Source organism: Candidatus Binatia bacterium (genome assembly GCA_036493895.1).
Lineage (GTDB): Bacteria > Desulfobacterota > Binatia > UBA1149 > CAITLU01 > DATNBU01.
On the sequence record DASXOZ010000028.1, the window covers coordinates 130,260 to 153,171 of the forward strand.

Here is a 22,912-nt window from a genome sequence, read left to right on the forward strand (position 1 = left end):
ACGTTGCGGGGCCGTGGGAGGGCACGGGGAAGACGAGGCCGAGCGCGAACCATCGCTCGCCGGCCAGGATCTGGTCGCTTCGAGCACGGCCACCGCCGGCTCTTTCGCAGGACTGCGCGAAGCCGACGTGCTTCGGCTGATCCTCGAGGGAACCTCGCGCAGCACCGGCGGGGAATTTCTCCAATCGCTCGTGCGCTCGCTCGCCGCGGCCATCGACGTCCAGTTCGCTTTCGTCGCCGAGTTCGATTCGTCGCCGGCCTGGGTGCGGACCCTCGCGTTCTACGGCGACGGGCGTTTCATGGACAACGTCGCGTGGGACCTGACGGGCACGCCGTGCGAAGACGTCGTGCGCGGCAATCTCTGCCATCACGCCAGCAACGTCTACCGCATCTTCCCGAGGGACCTGCCCCTGGTCGAGCGTCGCATCGAGAGCTATCTCGGAGTTCCGCTGTGCAACGCCGACGGAAAGACCATCGGGCATCTTGCGGTCTTCGATCGCCGGCCGATGCCGATCGAAGCGACGCAGCTGCAGATGTTCCGCATCTTCGCGTCGCGCGCGGCAGCCGAGCTCGAGCGGATCGAGATCGAACGCAAGCTGAGGTTCTCCGAGCGCCAGTTCCGCGACCTCTTCGAAGAGGCACCGATCGCCTACGTCTATGAGGAAACCGATACGCGCTTCCTCAGCGCGAACCGGGCGTTCATGGAGCTTCTCGGACTCGCAGCAGGCGACGTGCCGGGCACTTACGGGATGTCGCTCGTCGCGCCGCAGCAGGACAACCGCGACCGCGTGCACGAGTCGCTCGCTTCCGAACAGGAGGGACGCCAGCGCAGCGCGATCGAGATCGAGCTCCGCCGCAAGGACAACGGCAAGTCGGTATGGGTGCAGCGCTGGTCCAAGCCCGAGCCGGACGGCAAGCACACGCGCACGATGATCGTGGACATTACCGCGCGCGTGCTGGCCGAGCGCGAACGCGCGCGCCTGCAGCAGCAGAATGCGTACCTTCGCGAGGAGATCCGCGCCGAACACGACTTCGAAACCATCGTCGGATCCTCGGCGGCCATTCGCCAGGTGATGCAGCAGGTGCAGCGAGTGGCGCCCACCGATTCGACGGTGCTGATCCTCGGCGAGACCGGCACCGGCAAGGAGCTGATCGCGCGCGCCGTACACGATCTGTCGGGGCGCAAGGACCGCCCGCTGATCAAAGTGAACGCGGGCGCGCTGCCGGCCGGCCTCGTCGAAAGCGAACTGTTCGGGCACGAAAAAGGAGCCTTCACCGGAGCTTCCGAGCGCCGGGTGGGTCGCTTTGCGCTTGCCGACAAAGGGACGCTCTTCCTCGACGAGATCGGCGAGATGCCTCTCGACGTGCAGGTCAAGCTGCTGCGCGTGCTGCAGGAGCGCGAATTCGAGGCGGTGGGTTCCACCCGGCCGCAGCGCGTGGACGTGCGCGTCGTGGCTGCCACCAATCGCGACCTCGAGACGGCCGTCGCCGAAGGGAAGTTCCGCTCCGACCTGTATTTCCGGGTCAATGTGTTCGTCGTTCGCGTGCCGCCGCTGCGCGACCGGCGCGAGGACATCCCGCTGCTCGTTCGCTACTTCATGTCGCGTTACGGCGCGCGGCTCGGACGCCGGTTCACCGAGGTCGACCCTGCGACGATGGCGCGGCTTCGCGACTACCCGTGGCCCGGAAACATCCGCGAGCTCGAGAACGTCGTCGAACGCGCAATGATCGTCTCGGACGGACCGGTGCTCGAGATCGACGAAAGCCTGCTCGCCGTGAAGTCGGCGCCGCGCGCCGACCGCGAGGACGCTGCGCGCACGACGACGCTCACGGCGGCGGCCGGTCCCACGCTCGGCGAGCTCGAGCGCCAGCGGATCGAAGAAAGCCTCGAGCGCTGCGGCTGGGTCATCGAGGGAAGCGCCGGCGCGGCGGCAATGCTTGGGCTGCATCCCAACACGCTGCGCAGCCGCCTGAAGCGGCTCGGGATCTCGCGCCGGCGCTGACCCCGCCGCTGCCTGCATCCTCGCAGCCGCCCGCGTGCCTTGCGGACACGCCTCAGCGCGCCCTGCGCGCTCACGACCCTGCGCGCTCCACGACGCCCACGACCCAGCGCGCCCTGCGCGCCCACGACCCAGCGCGCTCTGCGCGCCCACGACCAGCGCGCCCTGCGCGCCCACGACCCAGCGCGCTCCACGACGCCCACGACGCCAGCGATCTCCCACGAAATCTCGTCGTTCCTACCGCGACGGCTCGTGGGCAGGCCCGGACCGGACCGTGCCTCCTCTCGGGCGCAAAGCTGCAAGTAACTAATCCGTAAAGGTTTCCGCGGCGCCTCGGACCTCGCCGCAAACCCGGCACGAGCCTTGCTCAACTCAAACGACTGCAAACGAAAGGAGGGGCACGACGCACGGAGCGCCCGGCAGCAATACAGCTACGTAACTGCCGCCGGTTCCCAGCGTAAGCCCGGAACAAAATGCTGAGGATCACTCGAATGGACGGAAACAGGCACGCGACGCTACTTCGGCTCGAGGGCCGCCTGACCAGAGGCGACCTGGTCGAGCTCGAAACCGTCATCCGTGCCTGCCGGCACGACCGACGTCGCGTCGTGATCGACCTTGCCGGAATCGGCTTCCTCGACGCGTCCGGCGCATCGGCGCTGGTCGCTGCCCAGGACGACGACGTCGAGCTGGTCGGTGCTTCTCCGTTCGTGCAGCAGCTTCTGGAGGAGGTCGATTCATGAACGCATCGAGATATTCCCACAGCGCGGCCGAAGATCTCGCCGCCTACGCGGCGCCGCTCGCTACCGACGACGATCTTCTCGCGCGGCTGCGAGCCGGCGACCAGGACGCCTTCGAGGAGCTGATGACGAGCAACGGCGGTCGCATGCTGTCGACCGCGCGCCGGCTGGTGCGCAGTGAGGAGGATGCACGCGACATCGTGCAGGAAGCTTTCCTGCTCGCGTTCCGCTCTCTTCCCGCCTTCGAAGGAAGATCGCGGCTGGCGACCTGGCTGCATCGCATCGTCGTCAACGTCGCGCTGATGCGGCTGCGCAGCCGTCGCCGCAGGCCGGAGATCTCGATCGAGAACGAGCTTCCGCGATTTGCCTCCGACGGCAGCCGTATCGTCGAGGCTCACGACCGCGTCGACCTGACGCCGGCCGACGCGCTGGAGCGCGAGACGATGCGGGTGCTCGTGCGCCGCTGCCTCGAGCGTCTTCCCGATATCCACCGCGTCGTGCTGATGCTGCGTGACATCGAGGATCTGTCGACCGAAGAAGCGGCCGACGCGCTTGGTATCACCATCGCCGCCGTCAAGGTCCGCCTTCACCGCGCCAGGCAGGCGCTGAAGACCATGCTGCAGAAGGAGCTGGCCGGCGAAGTCGCGGCCTGCTCCGTCCACTGATTCAGGAGCCCGACCCAGGACTCGCTCCCGTCGCTGCGCGGGCTGTTAGTTTCGCGTCGCGGCGACTTCCTCGAAGCTGCGCCGAAGTGCCGGCAACGAGGCGTCGAGCAAGCGGAAGTCGCGCCTCGGCAATCGCAGGAGCGTCATCGGTTCGAGGCAGCGCACGGTCGCGTTGCGAACGCTGGAGCCGAGCAAAGCCATCTCGCCGAACACCTCTCCGGCGCCGAGGCAGGCCAGCCGCGAGTTGCGTGCTCCTTCTTCGCGCAGCACCTCGGCGCTGCCGTTGACGATCACGAAGATGCTGTCGCCGACGTCACCCTGCTGGAACACGGCCTGGCCCGGCTCGTAATGCTCGTGACGCAGTCCGCCCGAAGAGCCGGCGCGCAGCTGCACGAGGTCGGGCTGCAGGAACAGGTCGAGCGTCCACGACGTCGCGACCTTGATGCGTCTTGCCCAGCCCGGAAGCTTGGCCAGATAGATCGTCCGCCACAGCCACCACGCAAGAAAGCCCGAAACCTGAATGCCGAGCACGTCGGCAACCGCCGTGCGATGACCAAGCGCTCCCATCTTGCCGAGCCCGCCGAACGAAAAGCTGCGCAGCGGGCGGCCCGCGATCTGTGCGACGATGTTGTCGGCCAGCGTGTTGGCCTGTCGCACCGCGTGCTGGGCAGTCGGCGGTGCGAAGGTGCGGCCTTCGCCATTGGGAACCAGTGCGCAGTCGCCGAGAGCCCAGATCTTCTGGCTTCCCTGCACCTGGAGCTGCGGCGTCACCAGCAGTCGTCCGTTGTCGGATTTGGCGAGCACGAGCCTGTCCACCAGCGGATGCGGCGAGCTCGGCACCGTCGAAACCAGCGTGCGCGTCTCGATTCGCTCGCCGCCCGCCAGCAGTGCCGCCTCGGCACTGGCCGCCTCGAGCCTCGTGCCGAGCCTCAGCTCGACTCCGCGCTGCGCCAGGATTTTCTGCGCGAACAGCGCCAGCTTCGGCGAAACCTCGGGAAGGATGCGGTCCTGCGAATGCAGCAGCACGACGCGCAGGTCCTTCGGGTCGATCGTCGGGTAGTTGCGGGCGACGCTTCGCACGAAGTCGTTGAGCTCGGCCGCGACCTCGACGCCCGAGAAGCCGCCGCCGGCGATGACGAACGTCAGCAGCTGGCGACGCAACTCCTGCTCTTCTTCGACCGACGCTTCTTCGAGCGCGCCGATCACGTGGTTTCGCAGCGCCAGCGCGTCCGCGAGGTTCTTGAATGGCATCGCGTGCTCGGGAAGCCCGCGCAATCCGCGGAAATCGGTCACGGTGCCGAGCGCGAGGACGAGGTGATCGTATCGGATCGTGCTCGGGTGCGGATGCACGCCGGGGCTGGTGCGAATCGTCGACGTCTCGACGTCGATCTCCTCGACCTCGCGCACGACGATGGTCGTTCCCGGAAGCAGCCGGCGAAGCGGGCTTACGGTGTCCAGGATGCCGATGCTTCCGGAGATCACCTCCGGCAGCATCGGCTGGAACACGAAATAGTTGTCGCGATTGACCAGCACGACTTCGTACTGTTCGGCCGCGCGACCGAGACGCCGGAGTTTCTTCTCGAGCCGTCGCGCCGTGTAGACGCCGGCGAAGCCGCCACCGAGAATGACGATGCGTTTGCGTTCCATGGCTGTTCTCCGATTTCAGGCAGCGGCGACGGATTCGTCGGGAATTTCGAGCTCGGCGAGCACGACGAGATCGACGGGCTCCGCCGCACCGGCCACCTCGCGATGCGCCAGCTTCCGCCTCGTCGCTGGCGGCGAGTAGCCTGCGGCGAGCGCCGATTCCCAGGTGCTTGCGCTCGCCAGAGCACGCACCCCCTCGGCCTTGGTATGCTTCTCGAGCTTGGCCGCCAGGTTCACCGGATTGCCGATCACGGTGTATTCGAGCCGGTCGCAATCCCCCACGGCGCCGAAGACGAGCTCTCCGCTGGCGCACGCTGCGCCGATTCCGAGGCCCGCGGTCCCGGCCTGCGCTGCTGCGCGGCTCCACTCGCCGGCGGCGACGATGATGTCGTCGACCGCCCGCAGTGCATCGGCGGCATGCGTCGTGGACTCGGTGGCGGCGCCAAAATGCGCGAGGATCCCGTCGCCGAGGAACTTGTCGACCGAGCCGCCGTGGGCAAACAGCACCGCGACCATGCGGCGCTGGAACTCGCCCAGCAGCTCGATCACGCGGTCTGCCGGAAGCATCGATGCCAGCCGGGTGAATCCGCGCAGATCGATCATCAGCACCGTCGCCTCGCGCAGCTCGCCCTGGCCCGGCCGGATCGCCTCGGCCGAAGTGACGATCCTGCTGGCGACGTCGGGACTGAAGAAGCGGGTCAGCTCGCGGCGCGCCTGGCCTTCGCTGGCCGCTTCGGCCAGCAGGCGCCGCGACCGCACGGTGCCGATCGCAAGCACTCCGGTCACCATCGCGATCGAGACGGCCTTGTCGAGCTCGGCACCAAGCAACACGCGATACCCCATCATGTAGTCGACGAAGCTTCGCGTGATTTCGGCGTGGCCGGGCCAGATCGCGTACGCGACGAGGACCGTCCACCCGAGGATCGCGGTCGCTCCGGCCAGCAGCAGATAGCGAAAATCGTAGCGAAGGCTCCTCAGCGCGATGAAGAGGAACACGTAGACGAACGTCGGAGCCTTCAGATAGAACGCCGGCGGCTGGCAGTACTGGATGTGGAAGCTCCAGATCAGCAGGAACAGCACGGCGATGTCGGTGACGACCGACGCGGCAAGGATCGCCGGGCCGAGCCTTCGGCGCCGCGCCAGCAGCAGGCGGCCGATGACCAGAGGCGCGTAACCGGCAAGCACCCACGGGACCGGCTCGAAGGAAATGTCGCTGGCCTCGAACCCTTTCGGCGATGCCAGGTACAGCCCTCCGAGCAGCGTGACGACGGAGAGTTGCACCCACCCGAGCAGCATTTCGTTGGCGTCTTCGGTACGCGCGATCGCCTCGCGCACTCGTTCGGAAAGGTTGTCGGCGCCCCGGCCGCGGATAAACGTCTGTAGCAGCTTCACGCGGCCTTGGACGCCGCGGCGACGCCCGCGTTACGCGACCTGCAACCCGTGTAACCACACGGCCGCCCCGGCATCAGACTGTCCGTGCGGGACTGCGACTTCCACCGGACCGATCGTATTCCGACGCGGAGCGCCGCGTGCTAGCCTGTTCGCCGGACGTCCGTTGCGTCCAGGACGATCGAGTGGATCCCGGCGAAATCGATTGCAAGTGCTTCGTACGCGGGCTGGCCGACTACGTTGCGGGTGAAACCGACGAGCGCGAACGGGGCCGATTCGACCGCCACCTGAAGACCTGCCAGGACTGCAGAAGCTACCTGCGCGACTACGAGCTGACCATCGGCCATGCCAAAGACGCGCTGCGCGATGACGATCCCTCCGTCGCCGACGGCGCGCTCCCCGAAGAATTGAAGGACAAGATCCTGCGCGCGATCCGCCACGATCGCTGATCGTCACGACTCAGGCGATTTCCGCGCGCGCTGCTTCGCCAGCGCGCGCGGCTCTGCCGTTGTCCGCCGTCAGGCAGCGCGTCTGCGCTGCTGCCCGGCGACATCGCTCTCGAGCTGCAGTGCAAGGTCGGCCAGCACGTTCATGAAGTTAAGATGGGCCTCGTAGGGGCTTTCGTAGGGACGGAAATGTGCGTGCACCTCGCCGTCGCCGAAGCCTTTCGTCGACATGTAGTAGGCATGGTCGCTGCCGGCCAGTGATCGCCACGCCTCGAGAAGGCCGCTGTCTTGCGCGCCCTTGACCTGCGGCAGCAGCTCGTAGAGGTGCTCGCATGCTGCGCGCTGCATGGCGTTTCCGAGCCAGGCGCTCTCATCGCGCGACTGGTCCGCCCACGAAATCACGCCGTCGGCGCAGACAGGACCGGCGACCGGCAGCAGCGCTGCCTCCCGCGGCAGGTGCATGGAAATCCCTGCGCGGGCGACCGCGGCCGGTAGCGCAGCCAGGAAATCCAGCGACGCGGCGCCGTGGTGCTCGCCGAACGTCTCGAAATCGAGGAAGACGTTGACGCTCTGGCCACCGGTGGCCGCCACCCACGCGGCCCAGGTCTCGGCGCGCAGCGGCTTGCCGCCCTCGGCGTGCCCGAAGCGGAACCCGACGTCGTCGCTCAGGCGGTAGTGGCGCAGCAGCACGCGAAGTTGCGGCGCGAGCGCGCTGGCATAAATGCCGGTCGCGGTGCGCCCGGCGAGGATGCGGTCCGCGCCTTCGGTGAGGACCGCGCGATAACCACGAGCGGAGAGCCAGATCGCCAGGGCGTCGTCGAAGAGCAGCTCGGTGTTGCGGAAAACCACCGGCCTCACGCCGAATCGCGAATGGATCGCCTCGCGATGCAGTTCGACCTGCTCCTCGAACTCGTCGGTGTCGAGCAGCCAGGCCAGCGAGTGATGGGAGGTCTCGCCGAGGATCTCGGCCGACCCGCACGCGACCAGCTCGCCGATGTTGTCGATGACGTCCGGGGCCGCCTCCTCGAGCTGCGCGAGAAGCGTCGATGTGAGCCCGAACGCGACGCGCAGCGGAGCGTCGGCGCGGCGCGCCTGCGACAGCAGCACGGTAGTCGCCGGCCGGTAACAGCGCTCGACGATCCCATCGAGAATGCTGCGATCGAGCTCGGCGTCGAACCACGATGACGCGAGCTGCGCGCGGGCGGCGCCGCGCACTGCGGCGGCTGTTTTGCCGATGTCGAATACTCGCATCCGGCGCAGGCGGCGGGGCTGGTGAAGCTGGAAATAGAGGCACAGTCTGGTCATCGTGTTTCTCCCGTTACCGGTCTCGTCGCGTCGCTTGCCGCGGCGACCTCATCGAAAACTTCGAGCAGGCGCCGGGCCGGTGCTTGCCAGCCGAGCCTGAGCGCTTCCTTTCTTCCGGCAGCGCCGAGGCTGGAAGCGAGCGCCGCATGGTCGATCACGCCGATGATCTTGTCGGCCAGCTCTTCGGTCTCCCAGAAGTCGACTTTCAGGCAGTGGCGGATCACCTCGCTGACGCCGGACTGGCGACTGACGATCGCCGGCGTCCCGCGAAGCATCGCTTCGATCGGCACCAGGCCGAAGGGCTCGCTGACGCTCGGCATCACGAACACGTCCGCCATCGCATAGGCGCGCGAAATGTCGTCGCCGCTGAGGAAGCCCGTGAAGAAGAGACTCGAGGCAAGACCGAGCTCGGCGGCACGCTCGACCATCTCAGGCAGCAACTCGCCGCTGCCGGCGACGACGAAGATCGTTTCCGGACGCAGCCCGCGCACCAGCGCAGCGGCCCTCAGGAACCACTCCGGCCCTTTCTGTGCGGTGAGCCGGCCGAGGAAGAGCACGACGGGGCGCTCGCCGGCCAGAGGCGGAAGTCCGCGAATGGCGGCCGCATCGTGGGCCGGCTCGGTGCCGTTGTGAACGACGCGCAGCTTGTCGGGGCTGACGGCGGGATACTGCTCGAGAATCGCGCGGCGCGTAAAATCGCTGACCGCAACGATGCGGTCGGCGGCGCAGAGTCCAGCTTCTTCCAGCTCGCGGATCTTCTCGCTGCCGCGGCCGCCGCCACTGCGGTCGCCCTCGGTCGAGTGCACGTGCAGCACGAGAGGTTTGCCCGAGACTTTGCGCGCTGCGACGCCGGCGGCGAACGTCATCCAGTCGTGGCAGTGGATCACGTCGTGCGCGGTAGTCGCCGCAATCGCGGAGGCGGCCGCAGCCAGCCTCTCGACCTCGCGCAGCAGGTCGCCTCCATAGAGGGAAGCATCCGCACGCGCGCTGCCTGGAGACGTCGACGCACCACCTGCGACACTGCCCGCTGTCGCACGGCCCGACGTAGTCGTGAAGAGATGGTGGTACGACTGCTGGGTCTGGTAGGGCGCAAGCAGCGACTCGAAGCGGATCTCCTGTTGATGGGTGGATGGCGCGTCGCCGGACAGCTCATCGCGAACGCCGCTGGCGATTGCCGCTGGCGCTTCGGGCTGCGGTGCGAGCTCGCGCGCACTGACGACGCGGATGCCGCCTGCTTCGACGGGACGCGGAAGTTTCGGCAGGACGAAGGTCAGATCCACTCCCTCGTCGGCCAGCGCGCGGGCCAGGCCCGCGCAGGCTACGCCGAGCCCGCCGGACAGAACCGGCGCGAATTCCCAGCCGAAGCTCAGCACTCGAAGCTCGCGGCGGGAGCCGGCGCCCGGGGCGGACGCCGGCCTGATGGGGTGGGAGTCTTGGGGAGACACGCACTTCGATGACGCCGGCCCGCTGCGGTTACAGCATCGAATCGTGAAACCATCGGCGCGCCGCGGCGTCGGAGCGGTCATGAAAGCCATCACCGTTTCCCCGACTTCGCGCACCATTTCGCTTCAGGACATCGCCGAGCCGGCCAGTCGGCTCGGGCCGGGCCAGGTGCGCGTTCGCATCCTGGACGTCGGCATCTGCGGCACGGATCGCGAAATCTGCTGCTTCGACTACGGGCAGCCGCCGGAGGGCTGCGAGCACCTGGTGATCGGTCACGAATCCCTCGGCGAGGTCGTCGAGACTGCTCCCGACGTGACGACGGTGGACGCGGGCGACCTCGTCGTGCCGACGGTGCGCCGGCCCTGTCATCACGAGGAATGCGCAGCCTGCACCAGCTCGCGCCAGGACTTCTGCTATACCGGCGACTTCGTCGAGCGCGGCATCAAGCAGGCGCACGGCTACATGACCGAGCTCGTCGTCGATCACGAGCGGTACATGAACGTGCTGCCGAAGAGCCTGCGCGACGTCGGCGTGCTGGTCGAGCCGCTGACGATCGCCGAGAAGGCGCTCGAGCAGATCTGGCAGGTGCAGCAGCGCCTGCCGTGGGCCTGCCCGGTAGTGCCGGGCACCAAAGGCGGCAATTGCCATCGCGCCGTCGTGCTCGGAGCGGGGCCGGTAGGGCTGCTCGGCGCGATGGCGCTGGCGGCCAACGACTTCGATACGTTCGTCTACTCGCGCGAGCCGCACGGATCGGCCAAATCGCGTCTGGTCGAAAGCTTCGGCGCGCACTACATCTCGGCCGCGGACACGCCGGTCAAGGACCTCGGCAAGCAGGTCGGCAATATCGACGTGATCTACGAGGCGGCCGGCGCTTCCAGCGTGGCCTTCGACGCGATGGGCTCGCTCGGCACCAACGGCATTTTCGTGTTTACCGGAGTGCCCGGCCGCAAGGGTCCGATCCCGGTCGATACCGATGTGCTGATGCGCAGTCTCGTGCTGAAAAACCAGGTCGTATTCGGCACGGTCAATGCTGGAAAAACTTCGTTCGAACACGCGGTCAGCGACCTCGCCCGCTTCTGCGAGCTGTGGCCGGGTGCGGTCCATTCCCTGATCTCGTCGCGACGACGCGTCGATGACTACCGCGAGCCTCTGCTCGGCAAGCCCGACGGCATCAAGAATGTCCTCACGTTCGGCTGAAAGCCCGCCGCCGTGGCTCGGGGCCGGCGGCCCCGGCGGCTTCGCTTGCGGCAAGCCTTGCCGGCAATGGCGTAACCGGGGCGCCGCAAGCATCATCGAACGCCTTGCGAGGTGAGCAAATTGCAGACCCAGAAAACCAGGAGCGATTCCAACGACACCGGCAAGGGCGCCCGCCGCGCCTCGCGAGGTGACGGGAAGGCAAGCGTCTCGCCGAAATCGGCGCCGAAAGCCGAAGCGGAACGAGCTCGCCTCGCCGACGATGCGGCACGAACACGCAACTGGAAACGCTGGGGTCCCTACCTTTCCGAACGCCAGTGGGGAACCGTGCGCGAGGACTATTCGCCGTGGGGTTCCTGCTGGGACTATTTCCCGCATGACCACGCACGCTCGCGTGCCTATCGCTGGGGTGAGGACGGATTGCTCGGCATCAGCGACCGCGAGGGACGGCTGTGCTTCGCGCTGGCGCTGTGGAACGGCAACGATCCGATTCTCAAAGAAAGGCTCTTCGGGCTCACCGGTCCCGAAGGCAATCACGGCGAAGACGTCAAGGAATGTTACTACTACCTCGACTCGACGCCGACGCACTCGTTCCTCGAGGCTCTGTACAAGTATCCGCAGGCCGCGTTTCCGTACGGCCGGCTGGTCGAAGAGAACCGGCGGCGTGGCAAGAACGACGGCGAGTTCGAGCTGGCCGACACCGGCGTATTCGACGAACATCGCTACTTCGACGTGCGCGTCGAGTACGCCAAGGCGTCCCCGGATGACATCGCGATCCGTGTGACGATCGCCAATCGCGGCCCGGAGCCGGCAACGATCGACGTGCTGCCGTCGCTGTGGTTCCGCAACACCTGGTCGTGGGGACGCCACGGCGAAGGCTACTGGCCCAAACCGGCGATCGAGCGCGAAGACGGCCGCTTCGTTGCCGAACACGCGAGCCTCGGCCGCTTCGTGCTGCAGGGCGCGCCGGTCGCCGGCAAGGCGCCCGAGTTGCTTCTGACGGACAACGAGACCAATTCCCAAAAATTGTTCGGGTCGCCCGGCCCCGCTCACGCCAAAGATGCGTTCCACGACTACGTGATCGATGGGCAGCGCTCCGCGCTGATCGAGAATGGACCGGGAACCAAGGCGGCTTTTCGCTACCACCTCGCCATCCCCGCAGGCGGCGAGCAGGTGCTGCACCTGAGACTGACAGTCGCCAACGAAGCTGCCGAGCCGGCGGTCGCGCTCGGTGAAGACTTCGACCGCGTGCTCGAGGCGCGGCGCGCCGAGGCCGATGCGTTCTTCGCCGACCTGACGCCGCCGGGCCTCGATGCCGATGCGAAGCGCGTGCTGCGCCAGGCATACGCGGGACTGCTCTGGTCGAAACAATTCTACCATTACGCAGTCGGCGACTGGCTCCACGGCGATCCCGCGCAGCCTGCACCGCCGCAGTCCAGGCAAGGCGGCCGTAACACGGAGTGGGGCCATCTCTACAACCGCGACGTGATCTCGATGCCCGACAAGTGGGAATACCCGTGGTACGCGGCCTGGGATCTCGCGTTCCACATGATCCCGCTCGCGCGAGTCGACCCGTACTTTCCAAAGGAGCAGCTCCAGCTCTTCCTGCGCGAATGGTACATGCATCCGAACGGCCAGATCCCCGCCTACGAGTTCGCGATGGGCGACGTCAATCCGCCCGTCCACGCGTGGAGCGTGTGGCGCGTCTACAAGATGACCGGCGACAAGGGCAGCCGCGACCGCGTCTTCCTCGCGCGCTGCTTCCACAAGCTGCTGCTGAACTTCACGTGGTGGGTCAACCGCAAGGACACGGCGGGACGCAACCTGTTCTCGGGCGGATTCCTCGGCCTCGACAACATCGGCGTCTTCGATCGTTCGAAACCGCTGCCCACCGGCGGCTATCTCGAGCAGGCCGACGGCACGGCCTGGATGGCGTTCTTCTGCGCGACGATGCTGTCGATGGCTCTCGAGCTGGCGTCCGGCGATCCGGCGTACGAGGATGTCGCGAGCAAGTTCTTCGAGCATTTCGTCGCGATCGCCAACGCGATGAACCACCTCGGCGGCAACGGCCTGTGGGACGAGGAGGACGGCTTCTACTACGACCAGCTCCACACCGACGGCGCTGGCAGGCCGCTGAAGGTTCGCTCACTGGTCGGCCTGCTGCCGATCATTACCGTCGAAGTGCTCGAAGCCTCGGCGATCGAGCGTCTGCCTGGCTTCGCGCGGCGCATGCAATGGTTCCTCGACAATCGCAGCGACCTGGCCGGCAACATTTCGTACATGTGCTCGCACGACGCGCCCGACGACGGCCGTCACGGTCACCGGCTGCTGGCCATTCCGTCACGGGATCGACTGGGCCGCGTGCTCGCGCGCATGCTGGATGAGAAGGAGTTCCTCTCGCCCTGGGGAATCCGCTCCGTTTCCAAGGTGCACGAGCACGAGCCGTACGTGTTGTCCCTCGGCGGGGAAGAACACCGCGTGACGTACGTGCCGGGCGAGTCCGACACCGGGCTGTTCGGCGGCAACTCGAACTGGCGCGGGCCGGTTTGGTTTCCGATCAACTACCTGCTGGTCGAAGCGCTGGAGCGCTATCACCATTTCTACGGCGACTCCTTCCAGGTCGAATGTCCGACCGGCTCCGGAATCGTGATGAACCTCGAGCAGGTCGCGCGCGAGCTCGCGCGCCGTCTCGGGTCGATTTTCCTCGCCGACCAGAGCGGACGACGACCCTGCCATGGCGACGACGCGCGCTATCAAAGCGATCCGCACTGGAAAGACCTCGTGCTCTTCCACGAATACTTCCACGGCGAGACTGGACGCGGGCTCGGCGCCAGCCACCAGACAGGCTGGACGGCGCTCGTCACGCGCTGCCTCGAGCGCACCGTGAAATAGGCGCGCCGTAACCACGTCGTGCAGCGGGCATCGAAACTTCGATGCTGCGACAACCCGACTATGGTGCGTACTGGATCGAAGCAGCCGGTCTCGGCGTCTTCATGCTGTCCGCCTGCGTCTTCGCAACGCTGCTGGAAGATCCTTCGTCGCTGCTTCGCATGGCAGCCGGCCGCTCTCTTTCCGACCCGTTCCTTCGCCGCTGCCTGATGGGCGCGGCGATGGGCGCAACGGCGCTGGCGATCTTCTATTCGCCGTGGGCGAAACGCTCGGGCGCACACATCAATCCCGCAGTGACGCTGACCTTCTGGAGGCTCGGACGCATCGGCACCGCGGATGGGCTTGCGTACGCCTTCGCCCAGCTCGCGGGTGGAACGCTCGGCGTGGTGGCGGGTGCGGCTCTTGCAGGGCCGGGCATTGCCAGTCCTTTCGTCCACTATGCTGTCACGGTCCCCGGCCCCGCAGGACCCGGCGCCGCGTTGCTGGGCGAGACAGGGATCTGCTTCGCGATGATGAGCGCCGTGCTCGTCTGCTCGTCGTCGGCGCGGCTGCAGCCTTTCGGCGGCCTTGCCTGCGCGACGCTGCTCGCGTTCTTCATCGTCTTCGAATCGCCGCTGTCGGGCACCAGCCTGAATCCGGCCCGCACGCTGGCCTCTGCCGTCGTGGCGGGCACCTGGACCGGCGCCTGGATTTACTTCGTCGCGCCGCCGCTCGGGATGCTTGCTGCCGCGGAGCTTCACCTCCGGATGATGCGCCCGCGCGACTCGTCCCCCGCCGAGCGCACTGCTGAAACGCCATCACCGAACGTGTTCGCACCTCAAACTTGCGACTGAGACCGTTGCCCGCAAGGGCGATGAATAAAGGAGAACCCGATGAGTCCCGTCCTGCACCGAACTTCCGAAGCCTGCGAATCGACCCACTACGACGTCATCATCATCGGCAGCGGCGCCGGCGGCGGCACACTCGCATGGCGACTGGCGCCGTCGGGCAAGCGCATCCTGTTGATCGAGCGCGGCACCTGGATTCCGCGAGAGAAACAGAACTGGGACTCGCAGTCCGTGATCCTCGACGGTCGCTACAACTGCGGCGAGCACTGGCTCGACAAGGACGGCGGCCGGTTCGAGCCGGGTACGCACTACGCGGTCGGCGGCAATACGAAGTTCTACGGCGCGGCGCTGATTCGCATGCGGGAGGCCGATTTCGGCGAAGTGCGCCACGTCGACGGTGTGTCGCCGGCGTGGCCGATCGCCTATGGCGATCTCGAGAGCTACTACACGCGCGCCGAGCATCTCTACCACGTGCACGGCCTGCGCGGCGCCGATCCAACCGAGCCGCCGGCCAGCGCGCCGTATCTCCATCCGCCGATCTCGAGCGAGCCGCGCATCCACGAGATCCGCGAAGGCATGGAACGGCTCGGCCACCGGCCGTTCCCGATGCCGGTCGGCATCCAGCTCGACGAAGCGAACCCGCGCGCCAGCGCCTGCATCCGTTGCAACACCTGCGATGGCTTTCCCTGCCTGGTGCGCGCCAAGGCCGACGCGCAGGTGATCTGCGTGGAGCCCGCACTCGAGCACGAAAACGTCAGGCTGCTCGACCGCGCGCGCGTGGTCCGGCTCGAAACTTCGGTATCGGGCAGGGAAGTGACCGGCGTCATCGTCGAGCGCGACGGCCATGAGGAAACCTACCGTGCCGGCATCGTCGTGTCGTCGTGCGGCGCGATCAATTCGGCGGCGCTGATGCTGCGCTCGGCGAGCGACCGGCATCCGGCGGGGCTCGCGAACCGCTCCGGCATGGTCGGCCGCAACTACATGTCGCACGTGAACTCGGTGTTTCTCGCGGTGTCGCGGCACCGCCACGACACGCGCTTCCACAAGACGATCGGGCTCAACGACTTCTACCATGCCGGCGAAGGACGCGAGTTTCCGCTCGGCCACATCTCGCTGATGGGATCCTTCGACGCGAACACGCTCAGGGCCGGAGCGCCGCGCCTGGCGCCGACGATGACGCTCGAAAAAATGGCGGAACATGCCGTCCCGTTCTGGATGACGACAGAGGATCTTCCCGACCCGAACAACAGGGTCACCGTCGACGGCCGCGGCAGCGTGACGCTGTCGTACACGGCCAACAACGAGAAGGCCCACGCGCGGCTCGGCGTGGAGCTGAAGCGCATTCTCTCCGCGATCGAGTTCGAAGAGCACCTGATCCCGCTGCAAGTCTACATCCCCGGCCGAATTCCGCTCGCCGGCGTCGCGCACCAGAACGGGACGATGCGGTTCGGCACCGATCCGTACAGGTCCGTGCTCAACCTGAACTGCCGCGCCCACGACCTCGACAACCTGTATGTCGTCGACGGCAGCTTCTTCCCGTCGAGCTCGGCGGTGAATCCCGCGCTGACCATCATGGCCAACGCCTTGAGGGTCGGCGATCACCTGCTCGACCGTTTGGGCTGATGATGCGCACAGACGCACCGAATCGACGCCGACGGCACTGCCTTCTGGCGGCGCTGTGGGTTGCCGGAACTCTCGCCGCCGGCCCCGGTCGCGCCTTCGCTATCACCGCGGAGTCCGTCGCAGGAATCGGCATCACCGTGGCCGATCTGGACCGCTCGGTCGCGTTCTACACCGGCATCCTCGGTTTCGAGAAGCTCTCCGAAACCGAAAACGCCGGGCCCGAATGGGAGAAGCTGACCGGCGTCTTCGGAGTCCGGTTCAAGGTTGTGCGTCTCCGGCTAGGCGACGAGACGCTGGAGCTGACGCAGTACCTTGCACCGCGCGGCCGCCCGCTTCCGCAGGACTCGCGCGCCAACGACCGCTGGTTCCAGCACGTCGCGATCGTCGTGTCCGACATGGATGCAGCGTACGAGCGGCTGCGCGCCGCCGGAGCCGAATACGCATCAACGTCGCCACAGCGGCTTCCCGAATCGATTCCCGCTGCTGCCGGCATCCGCGCTTTCTATTTTCGCGACCCCGACGGGCATTTCCTCGAGCTGCTCGAATTCCCGCCGGGAAAGGGCGCGGCGCGCTGGCACCCCGACCGCGCGGCGGGCGCTCCGTTGTTTCTGGGCATCGACCATACCGCCATCGTCGTCGGCAGCACGACGCGTGCGCTTGCCTTTTATCGCGACCGGCTCGGCCTCGTCGTCGCCGGCGAGAGCATGAATTTCGGTACCGAGCAGGAACACCTGAACAACGTCGAGCACGCGCGCCTGCACATCACGACACTGAGGCCCCGCGAAGGGCCCGGCATTGAGCTGCTGGAGTACCTCGCGCCACGCGACGGCCGCGTTCCCGGCACACCGATCCGCGCCAACGACATCGCGTATTGGCAAACCACAGTGGTCGTCGATGAGTTGCCGGGTGACACGACCCGGAGGGGTTCACGGCCCGGAAACGCCGCCGCAGCGGTCACGCTCACCGAGCCGACGCTCGGCCAGGTTCGCGCGATGATCGTGCGCGACGATGATGGCCATGCGATCGAGCTTACGGCGCTTCGCTGAGTGGATCTCGTCGGGCCATGCTGGAGCCGGCTTCGCGATCGACCGGATCCCACCGAGCCCAGCGCAGTGCCAGCTGAGGCAACACGAGCAGGTTGAGCAGGGTCGACGTCAACAGCCCGCCCAGGATGACGATGGCCATCGGTCCTTCGATCTCCCGACCTGCCTCTCCATTGCCGAGCGCGAGCGGAAGCAGTCCCAGTGCGGTGACTGCCGCCGTCATGAGGATCGGCACCAGTCGTTCCGAGGCGCCGCGGATCATGGTCGCTGTGTCCCATGCGTGGCCTTCGTGTGCCACGAGGCGTTCGAAGTGGGAGACGAGCATGATCGAATTGCGCGTCGTGATGCCGAACACCGTGACGAAACCCACGACCGCGCCCATGGTCAGCGTGTCGCCGTGCCTCGCGGAGAAGAAGCTCGTCACGTAAATCGCGACCACACCGCCCGCCAGCGCCATCGGGAGATTCAGGAGAACCAGAAGAAGATTGCGCCAGTTGCCGAGCACGACCGTGAGCAAAATGACGATTCCAACCGCCGCCATCGCGCCGTGCACCAGAAGTTCCCGGGTCGCGGCACGTTGCTGTTCGGCGGCGCCCGCAAATTCGATGTACATGCCGGCGGGCAACTGCACTTTTTCGGCGAGCACCTGCCGCGCCTCGGCGACGAAAGACTGCGAATCGCGACCGACCGGCGTGCAGGTCACCACCTGTCGTCGCCGCCCCCCGTCGTGCAGAATCGAGAAGCGGCCGCTGCTGAGAGACACATCGGCGATGTCACTCAAGCGCACTCGCCGACCGGCAGGATTGCTGAGCGAGAGGGCGCCCACTTCCTCGGGATCACGGCGGCTCGCGGGATCGAGCACGACCACGATGTCCGACACCTGACTCTCGCGATAGACCTGCGCAACGACCGTGCCCTCATATGCGGTCTGCACTGCGTCGAGCACTTCGACAGGGCGAAATCCGAGCTGGGTGAGCTTCTCGGCCCGCAATCGCACCGAAATGCGCGGCAACGAGCCCGACGATTTTGCCTGGATCCCCGCGGCGCCCCTGATGGTGCCGAGTACCTGGGCAACCTCATCGGCTTTTGCGTCGAGGGCATCGAGATCGTCGCCGAACAGATTCACGACGACCGGCGAGGTCTCCCCGCTGATGGTCTCGCCGATGCGATCACCGAGGAACGTCATCACTTCTGCCTGCATCCCCGGAGTCGCGCGGAATACATCGCGGATTTCATTCTCCACCGCCTCCATGTCGCGACCCGAAAGATGAGGCTGCAGCTCGACGTGGAACTCCGCACGGTGCGGGCCCCATGGATCCTCACCCTGCTCGGCGCGACCGATCTGCTCCTCCACGGTGGCGATGCGCTTATTTTTCAGCAGTTCCCCGGAAATCTGTCCTCCGACGCGCAACATTTCCGGCAGCGACGTGCCGGGCGCCGTAGTTACTCCGACAACGAAATGCCCTTCGCGAAATTCAGGCAGGAACTCGCCGCCGAGAAACGGGAGCCGGGACAACGCGAACACGCACAGCACCGCCACCACCGAGACGACGATGGTCGAGTGGCGCGTGACTCCACGGAGAACCCTTTCGTATCCATTCCGCAAGCGTATCTGGAGCCGAGGCGCGTCCGGTCCGGAACCGGAGGTCCGTCCGAAAAGAAGGACGGCGAGCGCGGGCGTCAGCGTGAGGGCAACGACGAGGGAGGCGAGGATCGCGAGCAGGTAGCTGAGGGCCAGCGGTGCGAAGAAGCTGCCCTGCAGGCCACTGAGAGTCAGCACCGGCAAAAATACGAGCGCCACGACGAACGTCGCGAAAACGACGGCGTTGCGCACCTCGAGAGACGCGTCGAGAATTACCGTGACGACCGGGCGCGGGGCAGCCGACGCGACGTTCTCGCGCAACCGGCGAAGGATGTTCTCGACGTCGATGATGGCATCGTCGACGACTTCCCCGAGCGCGATCGCAAGGCCTCCGAGAGTGATCGTATTGAGCGTCACCCCGAGCCGGTCGAGCACGACAATTGCCGTCAGCAGCGACAGCGGTATGGCGGTAAGCGAAATGAGCGCCGTACGAAAATGCCCGAGGAAAAGGAGCAGAACCACGGAGACGAGCACCGCGCCGAGCAGCAGCGAGTGACGGATGTTGGTGAGGGACGATTCGATGAACGACGCCGGCCGATGCATCGCCGGATAGAGCGTGATCCCTTCCTGCAACAGGAGCGGCTTGAGGTCGTCCAGTGCCGCCTCCAGTGCACGGGTGACCTCCATCGTGTTCGCTCCCGCCTGGCTCGACAACGTCAGCGCCAGTCCGGGGCGTCCCATGATGAGCGCGTCTCCGAACTTCGGCTCGGCGCCCTCGACGACCCTCGCTACGTCTCGCAGTCTCAGCGGTACGCCGCCGGCTCCGGCAGCCACGACTACGTTGCCCAGAGCCTCCGCGGTCAGCGTCTGACCTTCGCTCTGGATCGAAATCCGCTGATTCTCCGTTTCGACGAACCCGGCGCCGCGCACTCCGCTCGCCAGCCGCGCAGCGCCCAATACGTCCTCCAGAGAGACGTTGTGTGCGAGGAGCTGCTCCGGCAGCACCTGGATCTGCCACTGGCGCACCTCACCGCCGAACACGTTGCACCGTGCCACTCCCGGCACCGAGAGGAGCCGAGGTTTGAGCGTCCAGTCGGCGAACGTCCGGAGCTCCATCGGCGAGAGCCGGTCGCTGACCAGCCCGATCTTGAGCAGATCCATCGTGGCCGAAACCAGCGGCGAAACTTTCGGTGTCTTCACGCCGGCCGGAAGATTTCCTGCAATCTCACCGAGTCTCTCGGCCAGCTGCTGGCGTGCGGGCAGGACGTCGGTACCTTCCTTGAAGACGACCGTGATTACAGAAAGCCCCTGGGACGACTCGGAGCGAAGAGACTCCTGGCTGCCGAGACCGTTGATCGCGCTTTCGATCGGGCGGGTGACGAGTGCTTCGACCTGCTCTGCCGCCAGGCCGGGAGCTTCGGTCTGCACGGTGACCTGCGGCGGAACGAAATCGGGGAACACGTCGAGCTTCGCCTGGTCGGCGACATACACGCCGTAAGCCAGCACGAGGCAGGAGACGGAGACGACGACTCCGCGAAACCGCAGCGAGAATTCGACAATGGCCCTCAGCATAGAAAATTCGGGGACCCTGGAGCGGAGGAAGCCCTGCCGTACCCCGACGAGGCGGGCGACGCTTCGCTGACTGGCTTCGTGCCCGGAGAGCGGCGGATAGTAAAGCTATATTTCCAGAAATTATCGTTCCATTGCGAGGATCCGTTACTGGAAGCCCTGGTGGTGAAAGAGGCGACACGCCTCAGTTCCGCAGGACGCCGTGCGACTTTTGCCGCAGCTCCACAGCGCGTGCTGGCGAACTCTGGACGTTCGTGCGGCAGGAGGTGATACTACCGCGGTGACCCCCGTCCTGCGCCACTACCTGTTGCTCGAGCACATTGCCGGGTCGGCCGTGGTGAATTTCCTGCTCAATGGCCTGATCGCATGGCTCGCATTCCGTCATCTCGAGACGGTTCCGCTGTGGGGATCCCAAAGTATTTTCGGCGACATGGTCGGAACCACGATTATCCTGCCGCTGCTCACCTGCCTGATCGCCACCCGCATCGTCCGCTGGCATCTGCGCGACGGCCGGGTCGGCTCTCCGGGATGGCCGCCCGAATCGTATCGTGTTCTGCGAAGTCTTCCCGACGCTACCTTCGCGCGCGGCCTGGTGATGGGACTCGTGGTGACGGTATTCACGGCTCCGCTGCTGACGGGGCTGCTCGTTACAGCTGGCATCGCGAGCCTCGATCTGCACTCGTTCCTGTGGTTCAAGGCAATCTACGCGGGAGCGCTGGGAGCACTCGTGCAACCGCTGGTCGCAATGCGCGCACTCGCAGACAGCGACGCGAATTAGCGGTTCAGCCGGCCGAAGACGGCACGATCGCGTGAGGGTGCGGTTTGGCGCGCACCTGAAATCGCATTCGGCGCGTAAGGCCGCGTTCCGATTACGATGGCAACGTCACGAAATCGCCGGGTGCCCGCAGAGTTGCCCCCACGACCGGCGCGTGACCCCGAAAATATTTGTTCTACGCGACCGTCGGCGACTACCTCACGTCGCGGGGGACGTGCAGAGTCTACAGCTTGATCGCCGTCACGGCGTACTGAAGGCAGGCGAGTAAATCGTCGCGTTCCAGGTTGGGGAACCCGGCGAGTACGTCGTCGATCGAGTCCCCGCCAGCCAAGTATTCGAGCATGGACTCGACCGGATAGCGCAGCCCTCGAATCACGGCCTTCCCGTGACTGGAGTGTGCCACCACCGTCGTCGAGCCTCGTGTATCGGCGTTTGCTCGTACTTCCGCTGCTCCACCTAGGCGCTTGTGTGTTCATCCAACTAAGCGGCATGACGTGGGCACCGATCGTCATTGTCGATTATGGAGTTGACCCGGTCTCGTGGACACTTTCCCGGTGGGGAAGTAGGAGTTCACGATGGGCAAGACGAGGCAGGCATATCCGCCTGAGTACCGCCGGCAGATCATCGCCCTGGCCCGGGCAGGCCGGTCGGCCAAGGAGCTGGCCAAAGAGTTCGACCCGAGCGAGCAGACGATCCGTAACTGGCTGTTCCAAGCCCAAGTCGATGCCGGCGATCGAAACGACGGCGTGACGACGGCGGAAAAGGACGAGCTCCGAGAGTTGCGCCGGGAGAATCGGCGTCTGCGCGAGGAGCGCGAGATCCTAAAAAAAGCCGCGGTCTGGTTCGCTCAGGAGACCGACTCGACGCCGAGGGGGCGTTCGGGTTCGTAAAGGCGAATCGGACCGAGCATCGCGTGGCCGTGCTGTGCAAGACGCTGGGAGTCTCAACCAGCGGATTCTATGCCTGGCTCATTCGTCCGCCGTCTGCGCATCGCAGACGCGACGAGGAACTCGCGACCAAGATCAAGGCGATCCACCTCGCCTCGCGTGAAACCTACGGCGTTCCGCGCGTGCACTTCGAGCTGCGCGAGGTTCACAGTGAGCGTGTCGGCGGAAAGCGGGTTGCCCGTTTGATGCGGCAGAACGGCTTGGAAGGCGCGAGCCGGCGAAAAAAGTACCATACGACCAAGCGCAACAAAGACGCGAGGCCGGCGCCGGATCTGGTCGAACGGGAATTCACCGCCGATGCGCCGAACAAACTGTGGATTGCAGACATCACGTACATTCCGACGTGGTCAGGATTTCTGTACCTGTCAGTTGTCGTCGATGTGTGGAGTCGTCGCGTCATCGGTTGGGCAATGGCGTCGCATCTGCGAACGTCGCTCATCCTGGATGCGTTCGACATGGCCGTGCAGACCAGAGCTCCGCTCGACGTCATTCACCATAGCGACCAGGGCACGCAATATACGTCCATTGCGTTCGGCGCTCGCTGCCGAGAAGTCGGCGTCCGTCCGTCGATGGGATCGGTCGGCGACTGTTACGACAACGCGATGTGCGAGAGCTTCTTTGCGACGCTCGAGTGCGAGCTGCTCGACAAGCGGCGGTTCCGCAATCAGGCCGAAGCCAAGATGGCGGTCTTCGACTTTATCGAAGGCTGGTACAACCCGCGCCGGCGGCACTCGTCACTGGACTACATGTCGCCGGCCGAGTACGAGAGGAGAAACTGGCTGGCTGCGTAGCAGCCCAGCCCACAACCATCCACGGAAACGGGTTAATTCCAAAC

17 protein-coding genes are annotated in these 22,912 nt (G+C 66.1%); 11 read left to right on the top strand and 6 right to left on the bottom strand.

Translation table 11 applies throughout. The features are described 5' to 3' along the window. The first annotated feature begins 13 nt into the window (after positions 1 to 13). From VGK20_07890 to VGK20_07900, 3 genes are all read left to right on the top strand, one after another. A complete protein-coding gene (locus VGK20_07890; GenBank protein ID HEY2773959.1) occupies positions 14 to 2,002 on the top strand; it encodes a sigma 54-interacting transcriptional regulator in 1,989 nt (662 codons plus the stop codon). A gap of 488 nt (positions 2,003 to 2,490) precedes the next feature. Then, a complete protein-coding gene (locus VGK20_07895) occupies positions 2,491 to 2,739 on the top strand; it encodes an STAS domain-containing protein (protein HEY2773960.1) in 249 nt (82 codons plus the stop codon). Beyond that, complete coding sequence (locus VGK20_07900) at positions 2,736 to 3,401, top strand: sigma-70 family RNA polymerase sigma factor (protein HEY2773961.1); 666 nt, start codon at positions 2,736 to 2,738, stop codon at positions 3,399 to 3,401. The genes VGK20_07895 and VGK20_07900 overlap by 4 nt, the downstream gene beginning before the upstream one ends. A gap of 45 nt (positions 3,402 to 3,446) precedes the next feature. On the opposite strand, the gene VGK20_07905 is transcribed toward VGK20_07900, so the two are convergent. Together VGK20_07905 and VGK20_07910 are read right to left on the bottom strand one after the other, a co-directional pair. Beyond that, complete coding sequence (locus VGK20_07905; GenBank protein HEY2773962.1) at positions 3,447 to 5,048, bottom strand: FAD-dependent oxidoreductase; 1,602 nt, start codon at positions 5,046 to 5,048, stop codon at positions 3,447 to 3,449. A 15-nt stretch (positions 5,049 to 5,063) separates the two neighbouring features. Next, entirely contained in the window at positions 5,064 to 6,437 is a 1,374-nt protein-coding gene (locus tag VGK20_07910; GenBank protein HEY2773963.1) for an adenylate/guanylate cyclase domain-containing protein, read from the bottom strand. 182 nt (positions 6,438 to 6,619) lie between these two features. Here VGK20_07910 and VGK20_07915 point away from each other — a divergent pair, with 182 nt between their 5' ends. Further along, complete coding sequence (locus VGK20_07915) at positions 6,620 to 6,883, top strand: zf-HC2 domain-containing protein (GenBank protein HEY2773964.1); 264 nt, start codon at positions 6,620 to 6,622, stop codon at positions 6,881 to 6,883. Positions 6,884 to 6,952: 69 nt separating this feature from the next. Here VGK20_07915 and VGK20_07920 read toward each other — a convergent pair whose 3' ends face one another. After that, positions 6,953 to 8,185 carry a glycoside hydrolase family 57 protein gene (locus tag VGK20_07920; GenBank protein HEY2773965.1) on the bottom strand — a complete coding sequence of 411 codons (1,233 nt, stop codon included), beginning with the start codon at positions 8,183 to 8,185 and terminating at the stop codon, positions 6,953 to 6,955. Beyond that, positions 8,182 to 9,558 carry a glycosyltransferase family 4 protein gene (locus VGK20_07925; protein HEY2773966.1) on the bottom strand — a complete coding sequence of 459 codons (1,377 nt, stop codon included), beginning with the start codon at positions 9,556 to 9,558 and terminating at the stop codon, positions 8,182 to 8,184. The genes VGK20_07920 and VGK20_07925 overlap by 4 nt, the downstream gene beginning before the upstream one ends. A gap of 151 nt (positions 9,559 to 9,709) precedes the next feature. On the opposite strand from VGK20_07925, the gene VGK20_07930 reads away from it, so the two are divergent. The 5 genes from VGK20_07930 (at position 9,710) to VGK20_07950 (ending at position 17,207) form a co-directional block, all read left to right on the top strand. Further along, positions 9,710 to 10,825, top strand: coding sequence for a glucose 1-dehydrogenase (locus VGK20_07930; protein HEY2773967.1), 1,116 nt, complete (start codon positions 9,710 to 9,712; stop codon positions 10,823 to 10,825). Positions 10,826 to 10,945: 120 nt separating this feature from the next. After that, on the top strand, positions 10,946 to 13,714 hold the full coding sequence (locus tag VGK20_07935; protein HEY2773968.1) for a glucosidase: 2,769 nt from the start codon (positions 10,946 to 10,948) through the stop codon (positions 13,712 to 13,714). Positions 13,715 to 13,755: 41 nt separating this feature from the next. Then, positions 13,756 to 14,544 carry an aquaporin gene (locus VGK20_07940; protein HEY2773969.1) on the top strand — a complete coding sequence of 263 codons (789 nt, stop codon included), beginning with the start codon at positions 13,756 to 13,758 and terminating at the stop codon, positions 14,542 to 14,544. A gap of 39 nt (positions 14,545 to 14,583) precedes the next feature. Next, on the top strand, positions 14,584 to 16,161 hold the full coding sequence (locus VGK20_07945) for a GMC family oxidoreductase (GenBank protein HEY2773970.1): 1,578 nt from the start codon (positions 14,584 to 14,586) through the stop codon (positions 16,159 to 16,161). Between the two features lie 137 nt (positions 16,162 to 16,298). Further along, on the top strand, positions 16,299 to 17,207 hold the full coding sequence (locus VGK20_07950; GenBank protein HEY2773971.1) for a VOC family protein: 909 nt from the start codon (positions 16,299 to 16,301) through the stop codon (positions 17,205 to 17,207). Here the strand turns inward: VGK20_07950 and VGK20_07955 are convergent. Next, complete coding sequence (locus VGK20_07955) at positions 17,191 to 20,358, bottom strand: efflux RND transporter permease subunit (protein HEY2773972.1); 3,168 nt, start codon at positions 20,356 to 20,358, stop codon at positions 17,191 to 17,193. The genes VGK20_07950 and VGK20_07955 overlap by 17 nt on opposite strands. Before the next feature lie 277 nt (positions 20,359 to 20,635). On the opposite strand from VGK20_07955, the gene VGK20_07960 reads away from it, so the two are divergent. After that, positions 20,636 to 21,133 carry a hypothetical protein gene (locus tag VGK20_07960; GenBank protein HEY2773973.1) on the top strand — a complete coding sequence of 166 codons (498 nt, stop codon included), beginning with the start codon at positions 20,636 to 20,638 and terminating at the stop codon, positions 21,131 to 21,133. Positions 21,134 to 21,353: 220 nt separating this feature from the next. Here the strand turns inward: VGK20_07960 and VGK20_07965 are convergent, their stop codons facing one another. Beyond that, the gene (locus tag VGK20_07965) at positions 21,354 to 21,536 is read right to left on the bottom strand and encodes a DUF433 domain-containing protein (protein ID HEY2773974.1); all 183 of its coding nucleotides are present in this window, start codon (positions 21,534 to 21,536) and stop codon (positions 21,354 to 21,356) included. Positions 21,537 to 21,705: 169 nt separating this feature from the next. Between VGK20_07965 and VGK20_07970 the strand changes: the two genes are divergently transcribed. Then, positions 21,706 to 22,868 (top strand): IS3 family transposase gene (locus tag VGK20_07970; protein ID HEY2773975.1). Its coding sequence is split into 2 segments (ribosomal slippage): positions 21,706 to 21,964 and positions 21,964 to 22,868, totalling 1,164 coding nucleotides; the frame shifts between segments, so codons are not numbered across the junction. Positions 22,869 to 22,912 lie beyond the last annotated feature (44 nt).

Bases quoted from the DNA above. Each gene is read 5' to 3' on its own strand.
- VGK20_07895 (HEY2773960.1), top strand. From the start codon at position 2,491: ATGGACGGAAACAGGCACGCGACGCTACTTCGGCTCGAGGGCCGCCTG.
- VGK20_07900 (HEY2773961.1), top strand. From the start codon at position 2,736: ATGAACGCATCGAGATATTCCCACAGCGCGGCCGAAGATCTCGCCGCC.
- VGK20_07905 (HEY2773962.1), bottom strand. From the start codon at position 5,048: ATGGAACGCAAACGCATCGTCATTCTCGGTGGCGGCTTCGCCGGCGTC.
- VGK20_07920 (HEY2773965.1), bottom strand. From the start codon at position 8,185: ATGACCAGACTGTGCCTCTATTTCCAGCTTCACCAGCCCCGCCGCCTG.
- VGK20_07930 (HEY2773967.1), top strand. From the start codon at position 9,710: ATGAAAGCCATCACCGTTTCCCCGACTTCGCGCACCATTTCGCTTCAG.
- VGK20_07940 (HEY2773969.1), top strand. From the start codon at position 13,756: ATGCTGCGACAACCCGACTATGGTGCGTACTGGATCGAAGCAGCCGGT.
- VGK20_07945 (HEY2773970.1), top strand. From the start codon at position 14,584: ATGAGTCCCGTCCTGCACCGAACTTCCGAAGCCTGCGAATCGACCCAC.
- VGK20_07955 (HEY2773972.1), bottom strand. From the start codon at position 20,358: ATGCTGAGGGCCATTGTCGAATTCTCGCTGCGGTTTCGCGGAGTCGTC.